The organism is Microcoleus sp. F10-B2, from assembly GCF_036704965.1.
Classification (GTDB): domain Bacteria; phylum Cyanobacteriota; class Cyanobacteriia; order Cyanobacteriales; family Microcoleaceae; genus Microcoleus.
This window is the reverse complement of record NZ_JAUBTB010000074.1, coordinates 21,674-35,618: the sequence shown is the minus strand read 5'-3', so window position 1 is coordinate 35,618 and position 13,945 is coordinate 21,674. Positions and strand designations below refer to the sequence as shown.

The window sequence follows — 13,945 nt, the reverse complement described above, 5'->3', positions numbered from 1 at the left end:
CCATTGGCGCTCTCCGCTTATAAACAGCGAATGGGAATTGAAGAAATGTTCCGAGATTGCAAGAAGGGAGGTTATAAGTAGTTAAGCAAAATTAATTACACAAACAAACATTATGATACAATAAGACTATTGAGTTGTGCGGAGAGATATTGTGTATGTTTTTACTTAGAGATGTTAATCCACTTTCATTTAAATTACTAATCCGAATTTATCGTGAAAGTAGACATCATCAAGTGCGTCAAAGAGCACATTTTTTGCTCTTGGTTTCGCAAGGTGTCAAAAATAAAGACTTGAAGAAAATATTTAAAATTAGTCATAAGACTATGTATAACTGGTTGAATCGATGGGAGTCCGAGGGAATGCTCGGACTATATAATAAGCCAGGTCGCGGTAGAAAACAAACATTTGATTGTACACAATTAGCTCAAATAAGAGACTGGGTAAAATCCGAGCCAAGACAATTAAAGCAAGCAGTACAAAAAATCCAACAAGAATGGGATATTACTATAAGCACGGAAACAATTAAGAGAATACTTAAATCATTTTCCATGAGTTGGCACCGGATGCGTCGAGGTGTTGGAGGAGAGCCAGACCCAATAGAATACAAGGAAAAACAAGCACAACTATCAGAATTACAACGACTCGAAGATATAGGTGAGATAGATTTATACTATTTAGATGAAACAGGATTTTGTCTGATTCCTTCTGTTCCTTATGCTTGGCAAAATATCGGTGAATGTTTATCGCTCAAGAGTCTGCGTAGTCAGCGTTTAAACGTCTTGGGAATCATGAATATAAAAAATAATCTTAACGCCTATATCTCGACTCAAACTATCAATTCTGATGTAGTTTCTGCCTGTATAGATAGTTTTTTTCCTGTGGTCGAACGACCAACATTTATTGTAGTCGATCGAGCTTCTATTCATACTAGCGATTTCATCTACGACCGACTTGAAGAATGGAAAGAACGCGGTCTACATATCTTTGAACTACCGCCTTATTCACCCGAATTGAATTTAATTGAGATTCTGTGGCGGTTTATTAAATATGAATGGATCGAAATAAATGCCTATTCTAGCTGGCCAGCTCTTGTTTCATGTGTGGAAAAAATACTTAAAGAATTTGGAGAAAATTATGTAATTAATTTTGCTTAACTACTTAATCTAGAAGGCAGTGGTCTAAGAGGAGAACGACTGATTAAGATGATTCTATTAATGGCGCTCGCCTATACTTGTGCCATATTTCAAGGGACTGAAATTCAAAAAAAGCAGGTACAAAAATATGTATATCGCCGCTCCCAAGCTACAAAAAAATACCGAAGACGGAGTACATTTGGCGTTGGCTTCGATGGAGAGCAGTGGGTTAATTATCTCGATCGGCATTCATTAGAAATTCAAGACTTAATGAAGTTAACTCCCAATAAACGTCGCTTTTATCAACAGGGTATACGGGCTGCAACCCTTATTCGGTCTATCTCCTAAACCTCTTTGTCACCCCCCCAGTACAAAAGGTCAATCATAACTAAAGTCATTACAAAATCCAAAATTCAAAATTTGAAATTGCGGGGAGGGTAAAAATCTAAAATCTAAAATCTAAAATCTAAAATTGAGCGACTGTTGTGAAATAGTTTTCAGGAGGACAAATTTATGGTAGTTATATGCGGTGACAATCTCGATAATTTACTAGCAGGTGAAATTGGCGATGATTCCCTGTGTGGGCTGGCAGGCAATGATACTCTATCTGGTTTGGGTGGTAATGACACTTTAGATGGCGGAGAAGGAAATGATAGTCTGGCAGGTGGAGTCGGTAACGATCGCCTTTTGGGCTACTTTGGTAACGACAGTCTCAGCGGTGGCGAAGGCAATGACAAACTTGAAGGAGGTGCCGGGAACGATCTTCTTGAGGGTGGTGAAGGCGCGGATTTAATCAGAGGAGAAGACAATAACGACAGTATCTTGGGATGGGCTGGCAATGACTGTCTTAACGGCGGTCAAGGCAATGATACGGCGATCGGAGGAGATGGAGACGATCGCTTGTTTGGTGGCAGCAACAACGACTTTTTAATGGGTGGCAAAGGTAACGATCGCCTGTTTGGAGAAAGTGGGAACGACACTGTAATAGGTGACTTAGATAATGACTACATTAACGCCAATACAGGAGACGATTTGCTTGAGGGAAATCAGGGCAATGACACCCTGATTGGCGGGCCAGGTAATGACATCATATCGGGTTACGGCTTTTCCTCAACAGTAGCACAAATCGATTATTTAATCGGGCAAAGTGGTGCTGACATATTTGTTCTCGGTTCATTAAATATCCGCCCTTACCTATTCTATAGCGGTGATACCGCCTATGCCGTTATTGACGATTTTAACCGGGGCGAAGGTGACAAAATTCAAGTTGTTGGCTTCGTACAAGATCGTGACGGTTCTCGCTTCTTCTTTTATCGCTTTGAATCTTATGATGACGGTACGAGACGGGGAACTCGGATATTGGTCGGCTCGGATTTAATCGCCGACGTTAAAAATGTTACAGATGTGAGCCTATCAGATTGCGCGATCGTTTCGACTGGGTTTACACCGCCATCGCGAGACTTTCCATCCTTCCCGTCTCTTCCTGAAATTCCCTTCCCGATACCGCCGCTTCCCACTCCTTTCTCGCCAATACTGCCAGTTTTTGTGGAAAGTTTGCTTTCTTTTCAATTGTGATAGGACTTACGGATGGGGGCAATCACCGGCTTTTTTTACGGAAATACGCAGGTTGCAGCCAGCATATTTTGTTAGTAAGAACTGAAGTCCTGACTACAAAACAAGATTCGATTGGAGTGTCGAACCGGATCGGGCTACTCGATCGACAATGAGGGCGTTTGCGGCCAAAAGGTAAAGTTTTACGATCGAGATGAAATTTGGGCTCTCCCGGCAAACCTGTTTCCGGCTCGGACTGCTTGCTGCAGCTCAGCCTTCCACGCATACCAGCTTGGGCGAATGTTGAGATTCCGAAAAAAGCCTTTTAAGTGTCCAAAAAGCGATCGCGCGCGTGAAAATTGCACGGCAATTATGTTACATTTTTTATCACAGTCTGGAATTCGATCGGGCAACGCCAGCGAGTAGGGACAAGCCACCGCTTAGTTTCCCAGGGCTTGCAGGCGATCGCACAATAGAGTTCCTTTCGTCAGCTCCAAATTAAAAAAATAGCCTCAGGCATTTGCTAGTAAAAGCAAGCTGCTCGGCGCGGGGCGACAAAAAACCTTGTGGCTGCTGCCCTGAACCTCAACCACAGCAATATTCTTTTAGGAATTCTGGCTCCATGTTTTCTAAACAAATCACCGACTCAAAAACCTACCAGTGGTTTGAGGAACGCCTGGAAATTCAGGCGCTCGCCGACGACATCACTACGAAGTACGTACCCCCGCACGTCAATATTTTCTACTGCTTGGGCGGAATTACTCTGGTTTGCTTTCTGATCCAGTTTGCCACCGGCTTCGCCATGACTTTCTATTACCGTCCCACGGTAGCAGAAGCTTTTTCTTCAGTGCAATACCTGATGACTGAAGTCAACTTCGGCTGGCTGATCCGCTCCATCCACCGCTGGTCTGCCAGCATGATGGTGCTGATGATGATTTTGCACATCTTCCGGGTTTATCTGACAGGCGGCTTCAAAAAGCCCCGCGAATTAACCTGGGTGACAGGAGTAATCTTGGCAGTCATCACTGTTTCTTTCGGCGTGACCGGCTATTCGCTGCCTTGGGATCAAATCGGTTACTGGGCGGTTAAAATCGTTTCCGGCGTCCCCGAAGCTATCCCGTTTGTCGGTTCTTTAATGGTTGAACTGCTGCGCGGCGGTGTCAGCGTCGGTCAAGGCACTTTGACTCGCTACTACAGCTTGCACACTTTTGTGTTGCCTTGGCTGATTGCAGTCTTCATGCTGGCTCACTTCTTGATGATTCGCAAGCAAGGTATCTCTGGCCCGTTGTAAATTTTGAGTTGTGGGGGCGGTATTTTTTGCCCCCCCGCCCAATTGTGAGTTGAAAATTCAGAATTCATCACTCATGATATTTATTTACGGCTAATACTTCCTGCGATCGCGCCGCTGATTCAAACTAACGAATACAGCGGAATCCCAGGCCCGGGTAAAACTAAAAGGAGAACACTCTCACTATGTCTATTCTCAAAAAACCAGATTTGAGCGATCCAGACCTCCGCGCTAAGCTCGCTAAGGGCATGGGTCACAACTATTACGGCGAACCAGCTTGGCCTAATGACTTGCTCTACGTTTTCCCTATAGTAATCATGGGAACGATTTCTCTGTGCGTGGGTTTGGCCGTACTAGACCCAGCTTTGGTTGGCGAACCTGCTAATCCTTTTGCTACTCCGCTGGAAATTCTGCCGGAATGGTATTTGTGGCCTGTGTTCCAAATCCTGCGCGTTTTGCCTAACAAATTGTTGGGTATTGCTTGCATGGCCGGTGTTCCCCTTGGCTTGATTTTGATTCCGTTCATCGAGAATGTTAACAAGTTCCAAAATCCGTTCCGCCGCCCTGTTGCTACTACTGTTTTCCTGTTTGGAACTGCGGTAACTCTGTGGTTGGGTATTGGTGCTATTTTCCCGATCGACAAATCTTTCACACTGGGTCTTTTCTAAGATTTAAGTTTGCTTGATTTTGACGCCTGCGGGTTTCCTGTAAAGTGCTTTTGTACTGGTGGGAAACTTTAGCGGGCGTCAATTGATTTTAGATTTTAGATTTTAGATTTTAGATTTGGGATTAGGGATTTTAGATTTTATATTTATCGCTCTATAATTTAATAATTATCGGTAATTAATTGTAGGCACAACGGCTGGTATGAAAGTGCCGATTATCGATCGACCCTCCACCACCCTAGGGTCGAATTCCATTAATTTTTATTGCGAAGGCTGGACAAACAGACCCAGAATATGTAGCGTAAGTCCTATGTATCTTTTGTATAACTGGGAGAACTTCAGAACTATATAATAATAGCAACTGTCTCAGGTGCAAGCGATGTCCCCAGAGAAAGCAATAATTCTTGATTTTGCTGAGACAGACGCGATGAAATCGATTCTGCCGAATACCTCAATCCTTTGTCACGGCGCAAATTGGGAGGGAATTCATGTCGAATATCATCGTCAGCCGCCAAACCAATCTCCCGAACACTATCTCCAACAACACAGCATTGGCATAATATTCTCTTCAGCTATCGGGGGAATAGGACTGAACGGGAAACACTACGGTAGCGAACCGTGCCAAAGTGGAGAGATGTTCATCGCTGCTGCTGGTACTGATTTTCAGTCACATGCAGTCGAAGAACATGAATTTATGGCGATCGCACTTGAACCTACCGATTTCGACAATACAGTTTGCGAATCGACAAATTCCAATCAGATTGAAATTATACCGCACTGGAAAATCCGCGATCCGTTGATTATCGGAATTGCTTGGGCCCTCAAAACCGAACTCGCATCAGGTGGATTAAACGCTACTCTTTATGTCGATGCACTGAAAAACGCGCTTTCACTTCATATACGGCACCGCTATTGTGCACAAAAAACCAAGATGCGAGATTTTGAAGGCGGTCTTGATCCTCACAAATTACAAATAGTTATTAACTACATAAATGAGTACATACACAGAGATTTGCACTTAAATGAACTTGCTAATTTAGTGCAAATGAGTCCTTATTATTTCGGTCGTTTGTTTAAACAATCAATTGGAGTCGCGCCCCATCAGTACGTGATTCAGTGCCGGATTGAGAAAGCCAAACAGTTATTGAAAAGGCAAGATTTATCAATAATCTATATATCGCAGCAAGTCGGGTTTCACGACCAAAGTCACTTTAGTAAAACTTTCTGCAAACTTGTCGGTTTGACTCCTAAGAAATATCGCGATCGACTTTAATAAAGGTAACAGCCGCAGTCTGGCAGGGGTTAAAAACCCCAGGCGGACTGTCGGACTCTCGGACTTACCCAAAGTTTTTGGCATTCTTGAGTTTTTGCATTCACCCACAAGTCCGCCGGGGAATTAATTCCCCGTCTCATAGCGAAAGTCGGTTGAAACCGACTGGCAAATGCAATTAAATTATCATCAATACCAGTCCTCTTTGAGAGGACTTTCGCTATGAGACAGGGGTTTTTAACCCCAGGCGGACTGTCGCACTTACTCATCAAACCCGTAGAATGTCACACTTACTGATCGAATTCGTCAGCGTTGTTACAATTATTCATAAAATTAGGTAAAATTTCGCAAGAAAATTGTATGTTTAACAAGTTTTCCGCAAGAATTTACAATAAAGCAGAGCTCGTACTTGTATATACTTAGTCGCATAACATAAACCAGGGGTACCAGCTATGAGCTCTCAAAATCAACAGGCATCTTACGGTCAAATTCCCTTAAGTTTTATTGCAAATGCTGGACAAACAGACCCGAATGTGAAATTCCAGGTGAAAGGTGCCGGTCACAGCATCTATTTCACTCCAAACGAAATCACCTTTACCGCTTTCCAGCAACCCAATGAACCGGGGAACCAAGCAACAAATTCTGCTACTGTCCGCAGCAGCTTAGCCAACAGCAACCCGAATCCCACAATTTCCGGGCTGGAAAAATTGCCGGGAGTTGCTAACTTTCTGTTAGGCGAGGATTCCAGTCAATGGCAGACTAATGTGCCTACTTTTAACGGCGTTGTTTATCAAAACGTCTATCAAGGAATTGACCGCGTTTTCCAAGGCACAGAAGGACAACTTAAGAGCGAGTTTCTAGTTGCACCTTTTGCCGATCCGAGTCAAATTAAGATGAACTATAGCGGTGTTAACAACATTCGTTTGCGCGACGACGGAGCACTGATCTTAGAAACACCGCTAGGCGAATTAATTGATAACGCACCTATAGTTTATCAAGATATCAACGGACAGCGGGTGAATGTTCCCGCAGCTTACAATTTATTAGGAAACGGTCAAGTTAATTTTAGTTTGGGATATTTTGACCCCACTCAACCCCTAGTTATTGACCCGGTTTTAGCTTACTCCACTTACCTAGGCGGCAGCGGCTATGACACCGCCAACCGCATAACCGTAGATAGCACAGGTGCGGCTTACATTATTGGCACTACTTTTAACAATTTTCCGACTACTCCTGGTGCATACCAAACTATCCCAGGAGGTCAATCTGATATCTTGGTTACGAAAATTAACCCCGAAGGAACTGCCTTAGTTTACTCTACATTTATTGGCGGCCCTAACAATGATGAAGGTTTTGACATTGCCGTAGACAGTCAAGGAAATGCTTATTTAACCGGACCAGTCAATCAGGGTTATCCAACTACAGCGGGTTCTTTTAAACCTACAGCAGATACTACGAGTGCTGCTGTAACTAAACTCAATGCAGCAGGAAATTCGTTAGTTTATTCTACTTTTTTAGGCAGTAGCGCGATTGGTGGTACTTTTTTCGGCGCTAGCGGGAGTAGTCTCGGCAACGGCATTAAAGTAGACAGTAACGGTAATGCTTATGTTGTCGGGCCGACATACGGCGGTTTCCCCACTACTGACACTGCCTCCCAGTTTAATTACGGAGGAGGACTGGATGGGTTTCTTGCTAAAGTTAATCCAACCGGCAGTGCTTTAGTTTACTCTACCTACTTGGGCGGTAGCGGTATCGATGATGCTAAAGCCATTGCACTAGACAATTCTGGTAATGTCTGGGTTACCGGAAATACCGATTCTACTAACTTCCCGCTGAACTCAGCTAATGATACACTTCCAGGCGGTTTTGAAGCTTATGTCAGTAGATTTAACGCCAATGGCGCACTTACTTATTCCACTTATTTAGGTGGCAGCGGTGAAGATAAAGGTAATGATATCGCTGTAGATAGTTCTGGAAATGCCTATGTTGTGGGATATACCACATCAATTGATTTTCCTACAGTTAGTCCAATTCAAGCTGCTAATGCCGGTGGCGCTAAAGATGCTTTTGTCACGAAGATAAGTCCTAATAACTCTTTGATTTATTCAACTTATTTGGGCGGTAGCGGAGAGGAGAATGGCGATCGCATTACTGTAGAAAGTGCGGGTAATGCTTATGTGACGGGAAACACTACTTCGACTAATTTTCCGACTAAGAATGCTCTTCAAAGTGTCAGCGGCGGCGGGCAAGATGCTTTTGTCACGAAAATAAATTCGTCGGGTTCTGCCTTAGTTGATTCAACTTATCTTGGCGGCAGCGGGAACGACTTCGGTGGTGGTATTTCGGTCGATACTTCTGGTGCAGTTTATCTGGTGGGAGGTACTGCTTCTACTAACTTCCCAACAGCAACTCCTTTGCAAGCGGCGAATGGGGGAGGTGCTTCTGATGCTTTTATTACTAAAATCATTCCTGGCGGGCCGCAGGTAAAGATTGTTGAGTCGGTCGGCAGCACTAATGTGGCAGAAAGCGGGACGACGGATACTTATACAGTGGTGTTGACTAATCAGCCTACTGCAAATGTGGCGATCGCACTCAATACAGGCACTCAAATTCAACCGATTGCTGGTATTAGTTTTACTCCAACTAACTGGTTTTTACCGCAAACGGTGACAGTCAGTGCAGTTAATGATAGCCTAGCAGAAACTTCGCCGCACAGCGGCCCGATCGCTCACACTGCTATCAGTACCGATGCTCGTTATAACGGGGCGAGTGTAAGTTTTACCGTTAATGGCACTGCTGGCAATACCGTCAATGCTAATATTACCGATAACGACACCGCAGGCGTTACCATTACTCCTACTAACACGAGTGCGAAGGAAGGTGGTGCAACTGGAAGTTATAGCGTTAAATTAAATACTCAACCGACTGCACCTGTTACGATTAACTTGGCTACAGGCAGTCAAATTCAACCAATTACCGCACTTACTTTTACCGCTACTAATTGGAATGTCGCTCAAACTGTGACGGTGAAAGCGGTTAACGACAATGCAGTTGAAGGAAATCATGCAGGTGCGATCGCCCATACTGCTACCAGTACCGATACTAACTATAACAGCATCACAATTCCGGCTGTTAGTGTCGCCATTACCGATAACGATACTGCCGGTTTCAGCATTGCACCTACCAACATAACTGCTACAGAAGGCGGTGCAAATGGCAGTTACAAAATCCTGCTAACTTCGCAACCGACGGCACCGGTTACTATCAGTTTCAATACTGGCAATCAACTTAATCCGATCGCCACACCTATTACTTTTGACAGCACTAACTGGAATGTTGCGAAAACAGTCACTGTCACTGCGATCGACGACAATTTAGCACAAGGAACCCACAGCGGCACGATCGCTCACACAGTTACGAGTACCGATGCAAATTATAACGGCAAAGCCATTCCCAATGTGACAGCATCGATTACTGATAACGATAGTCCCGGTGTTTCTCTTGTCCAATCAGGAGGCGGGACAGCTATTGCTGAAGGCGGTGTAACGGATAGCTACGGCGTAATTCTGACTACCGCACCTACTGCAAACGTCACGATTAATTTTGACACGGGGAGTCAAATTAATGCGATCGCACCTGTTACTTTCACCCCGAATAATTGGAATGTGGCGCAAAATGTCAGTGTTACGGCGATCGATGACAGCATAGCGCAAGGAACCCGCAGCGGCACGATCGCTCACCAGTCTGTCAGTACAGATACTAATTATAACAACCTGACGATTTCTCCCGTGACTGCCACGATTGCTGATAACGATACGACGGGTGTGAGTATTTCACCGGAGAGCACAACTGCTACAGAAGGCGGTGCCACAGTCAGTTATACACTCAAGTTAAATTCGCAGCCAACTGCACCAGTTACTATCAGTTTTGATGCGGGAAATCAAATAAGTGCGATCGGTGCAATTACCTTCGACGCTACTGACTGGAATGTTGCGAAACCCGTGACAGTAACGGCTACAGACGATGCGGCTGTGGAAGGAAATCATGCGGGGGCGATCGACCATACTGCTACCAGTAGCGATGTTAATTATAACAGCATCACAATTTCTCCTGTTAATGTCGCCATTACTGATAACGACACTGCCCCAACCCCAACTCCAACACCTCCAACCCCAACACCTCCAACCCCAACACCTCCAACTCCAACACCTCCAACTCCAATACCTCCAACTCCAACTCCAACTCCAACACCTCCAACCCCAACACCTCCAACCCCAACACCTCCAACCCCAACACCTCCAACTCCAACACCTCCAACTCCAACACCTCCAACTCCAACTCCAACTCCAACACCTCCAACACCTCCAACTCCAACACCTCCAACTCCAACACCTCCAACTCCAACCCCAACACCTCCAACTCCAACCCCAACTCCTACCCCAACACCGACACCTGCTGGAATTAGTGTTAATCCTGCAAGTGGATTAACCACGACAGAAGCAGGGCAAACAGCCACATTTAATGTCAAACTCAACAGCCAACCTACTGCGGATGTCAAAATAGATTTAGGAAGTTCCAATACAGCAGAGGGAATAGTTTCCCCACAATCGATTACCTTCAATTCTGTTAATTGGAATCAAGCGCAGAGGGTGACGGTAACTGGTGTTAATGACAGTGTTGCTGACGGCGATAAGAATTACAGCATTCTTACAACCCCTGCTGTTAGCACTGATAGCAATTACTCCGGGTTAAATGCAGCAGATGTCGCCGTTACCAATGTTGATAATGACAGCAATAATCCCCCAGCACTAGACTCTGCTGGCAACACTGCAAGTGCAGCAAGCGCAATCAGTGTAGCCTCTAGTCTCAAAAGCTACAGCGACGCGGTGAGCAGCAGCGACACCGATGATTACTACAAATTTAGCTTAGGTGCTAGCAATGACTTCAACTTGTCGCTGGGCGGACTGAATGCAGATGCTAAAGTTGAGTTGTTCGACATTAGCGGAAATGAGATCGCCAGTTCCAATAATTTTGGCACTGCATCCGAGTCAATTAACCGCACCTTAGAACACGGCACCTACTACGTTCTAGTCTCATCAGTTGGCGGTGCTAGCACGCCCTATAATTTAAACCTGTCTGTCGCACCTCGCCTGAACGGTATCACCACTACTAGCTCTGATTTCCCAGCGTACAAAGCTAGTGAAGAAATACTCACTACAGACAATTTAAGTATCTCTCCTGCCACGGATATATCCGGCCCGCTGATCAACATGGATAAGTTCCGCGCCGCACCGGGTTTTGCCGGAATTGATGGTCGGGGTTTGGCAACAGTAATCATAGATACGGGCATTGATTTAAACCACCCTTTCTTTGGCCCGGATAGTAACTCTAACGGCATTGCCGATCGCATCGTCTATAACTACGATTTTGCTGACGGTGACGCAAATGCTAGTGACGTGGACGGACATGGATCGAACGTTTCTAGTATTGCCACCTCTCAAGACAGTATCTATAGGGGGATGGCACCTGGTGCCAATATTATCCATCTCAAAGTCTTTAAAAATAGTGGCGGCGGTGACTTCTCGTATGTAGAACAAGCCTTACAATGGGTGGTGGCCAACGCCACTACATACAACATTGCCAGTGTCAATATGTCGCTGGGAGACACCAGAAATTACAACACTCCCCAAACGCTCTACGGCCTTAACGATGAGCTAGCAGCGTTGGCAGCGAGAAATGTGATCGTCGTCTCGGCATCAGGCAACAGTTTCTTCAACGAAGGCAGCGCTCAGGGCGTGAGTTACCCATCGGCAGATCCGAACTCCCTTTCGATCGGGGCTGTGTATGACTCGAACTCCGGTGGTTATAGCTATGGAAGTGGCGCTCGCGCCAATACCACGGCTAGCGATCGCATCACACCGTTCTCTCAGCGCCACAGCACTCTGACAACAGTTTTTGCGCCTGGAGCGCCCATTAAAGGTGCCGGCCCAACAGGCGGTTTAATCACCCAGCACGGTACCAGCCAAGCTGCACCCCATATCGCTGGAATTGCCGTTCTAGCACAGCAGCTAGCGCAACGAGACTTAGGCCGCCGACTAACGCCAAGCGAATTTGCCAATCTTTTGAAATCAACTGGCGTCACTATTAATGACGGGGACGACGAAAACGATAACGTTACCAAAACGGGGTTAAACTTCAAGCGCGTCGATATGCTGGCTTTGGGTGGAGGTATTATTGGCAATCGCCCGCCACAAGAGAAGATTCGCCTGGGAAGTCGGTACACTGCTCTCAATGAAGACCTTCTTAACGTCTACACAGACCCGGATGGCGACCTACTCACCTACACGCTAACCCGGTCTGACGGCAGCTCATTACAGAGCAATCCGAACAGCAGTTGGCTTGGATTGTCGTTTAACTCTGCCACAAACAGCATCAAGTTCACCGGAACTCCCCCAAGCAACTGGCAAGACTTCTACGCAAATTTAACAGCAACAGACCCTTATGGTGCGAGTGCCAGCCAGATCGTCCACGTAGTAAAAAGTGGAGATGGCAGGGTCATCGACGGTTACATTTCTGGGGCGACTGTCTTCTTAGATGCCAACAAAAACGGCATCAAAGATAGCAACGAACCATCCACCATTACCGATGCCAGCGGTAAATATAATCTCGATATTTCCTTCGAGACTTTCGACACCAACAAAAACGGAGAAATAGACCCATCAGAAGGTAATTTAGTTGCTACTGGAGGCACTGACACTGCTACTGGTTTGCCCCTAGAAACTCCTGTCACCGCACCACCAGATTCTAGTGTTGTCACCCTCTTAACCAGCTTAGTTGCCGACTTAATCGACAAAGGAGTTGCACCCGAAGCAGCGCAATCTCTCGTCAAATCTTCTCTTTCCCTCCCTGCTGATGTTGACCTGATTAACTTAGACCCCATAGACGCTACCAACAAGAACCAACCCGGGGGCATCGCAACTTTGGCAGCAATGGTGAAAGTCCAAAACTTCATCACTCAAACTAGCGCTTTGATCGACGGTGCTTCCAGTGCAGCTAGTAAGGATCTTGTCAAGGCTGTTGTCAGTTCAATTACGAATCCAATTCAATCCGGTACTGTTTTAAATCTCAGCAACGCAGCCGCTTTAGAACCAATAATTCAGCAATCAGCGGCGAAAATCCAGCAGATTGACCCCAGTTTCAACAGTCAAAAAGTTACCTCAATTACCTCGCAAGTTGCGACAGTAATGGCAACAGCAAATCAGCGCATTGATACCGCTGTCTCCAACCCAACAGGAACATCAATTCCTGAATCAGTAGCCCGCGTCCAACAAGTAGCTTTGGGCCCAACCACTCAAGACTTCAAAGAAGTTGGTGCGGGAACTAAGACAATTTCCCAGGTAGTTACTGAGAATACTGGTGCTGCTTTAGATAGCAGAATTCAAGCTGTAATATTACCTGCTGGGATTGCAACTCCTGTAGTCACCGGCGACGCGGATTTGAGCAGCAATTCCCCCGATCGCATTCTCGGTACAAGCGGCGACGATATCCTGACTGGCGACAGCAGCAATAATGTTTTGATGGGCATGAGGGGCAATGATTCCCTGGACTCTGGCGTGGGGAATGACACTCTTTTCGGCGGCAAGGCTAACGATACTTTGCTTGGCGGTAACGGTGATGATGTCTTGTTTGGCAATCGCGGTGATGATTTGTTGGATGGCGGTTTGGGAAATGATAGTTTGACCGGAGGGAATGGGCTAGATAAATTCTTGCTATCTACCAATTCCGGTACTGATACTATTACTGACTTTGAAGTTAGTAAAGACTTGTTAGTTTTGGGTAACGGGCTGACTTTCTCGCAATTGTCAATTACTCAAAACAGCGGTGCAACATTAATTCGCTTGGTGGCAACCGGAGAAATTTTAGCTTCTTTGAATGGGGTGGCTGCCAGTGCGATCGGTGCCGCAAACTTTGGCTCAATCTAATGTCTGGTAATAGGTAGGATATCTAACCCGGATTGGTATTACCCATTACCCGGCTG

Annotated in this window: 6 protein-coding genes; all 6 read left to right on the top strand. The window is 45.6% G+C overall.

All coding sequences use genetic code 11. From position 1 onward, the window contains the following. The first annotated feature begins 155 nt into the window (after positions 1 to 155). Entirely contained in the window at positions 156 to 1,154 is a 999-nt protein-coding gene (locus QUA99_RS24220; RefSeq protein ID WP_333243409.1) for an IS630 family transposase, read from the top strand. A gap of 492 nt (positions 1,155 to 1,646) precedes the next feature. Next, positions 1,647 to 2,708 (top strand): calcium-binding protein, encoded by a 1,062-nt coding sequence (locus tag QUA99_RS24215; RefSeq protein WP_333243411.1) that lies wholly within the window; start codon positions 1,647 to 1,649, stop codon positions 2,706 to 2,708. 598 nt (positions 2,709 to 3,306) lie between these two features. Further along, positions 3,307 to 3,975 carry a cytochrome b6 gene (gene petB / locus QUA99_RS24210; RefSeq protein ID WP_333243414.1) on the top strand — a complete coding sequence of 223 codons (669 nt, stop codon included), beginning with the start codon at positions 3,307 to 3,309 and terminating at the stop codon, positions 3,973 to 3,975. 182 nt (positions 3,976 to 4,157) lie between these two features. After that, entirely contained in the window at positions 4,158 to 4,640 is a 483-nt protein-coding gene (gene petD / locus QUA99_RS24205; RefSeq protein ID WP_333243417.1) for a cytochrome b6-f complex subunit IV, read from the top strand. A gap of 424 nt (positions 4,641 to 5,064) precedes the next feature. Continuing rightward, positions 5,065 to 5,910, top strand: coding sequence for a helix-turn-helix transcriptional regulator (locus tag QUA99_RS24200; protein WP_333243420.1), 846 nt, complete (start codon positions 5,065 to 5,067; stop codon positions 5,908 to 5,910). 449 nt (positions 5,911 to 6,359) lie between these two features. After that, positions 6,360 to 13,889 (top strand): DUF7948 domain-containing protein, encoded by a 7,530-nt coding sequence (locus tag QUA99_RS24195; protein ID WP_333243423.1) that lies wholly within the window; start codon positions 6,360 to 6,362, stop codon positions 13,887 to 13,889. The last annotated feature ends 56 nt before the right edge of the window (positions 13,890 to 13,945 follow it).

Excerpts from the sequence above, each read along its gene's own strand:
- QUA99_RS24200 (WP_333243420.1), top strand. The coding sequence starts at position 5,065 with ATGAAATCGATTCTGCCGAATACCTCAATCCTTTGTCACGGCGCAAAT.
- petD (WP_333243417.1), top strand. The coding sequence starts at position 4,158 with ATGTCTATTCTCAAAAAACCAGATTTGAGCGATCCAGACCTCCGCGCT.
- petB (WP_333243414.1), top strand. The coding sequence starts at position 3,307 with ATGTTTTCTAAACAAATCACCGACTCAAAAACCTACCAGTGGTTTGAG.
- QUA99_RS24220 (WP_333243409.1), top strand. The coding sequence starts at position 156 with ATGTTTTTACTTAGAGATGTTAATCCACTTTCATTTAAATTACTAATC.
- QUA99_RS24195 (WP_333243423.1), top strand. The coding sequence starts at position 6,360 with ATGAGCTCTCAAAATCAACAGGCATCTTACGGTCAAATTCCCTTAAGT.
- QUA99_RS24215 (WP_333243411.1), top strand. The coding sequence starts at position 1,647 with ATGGTAGTTATATGCGGTGACAATCTCGATAATTTACTAGCAGGTGAA.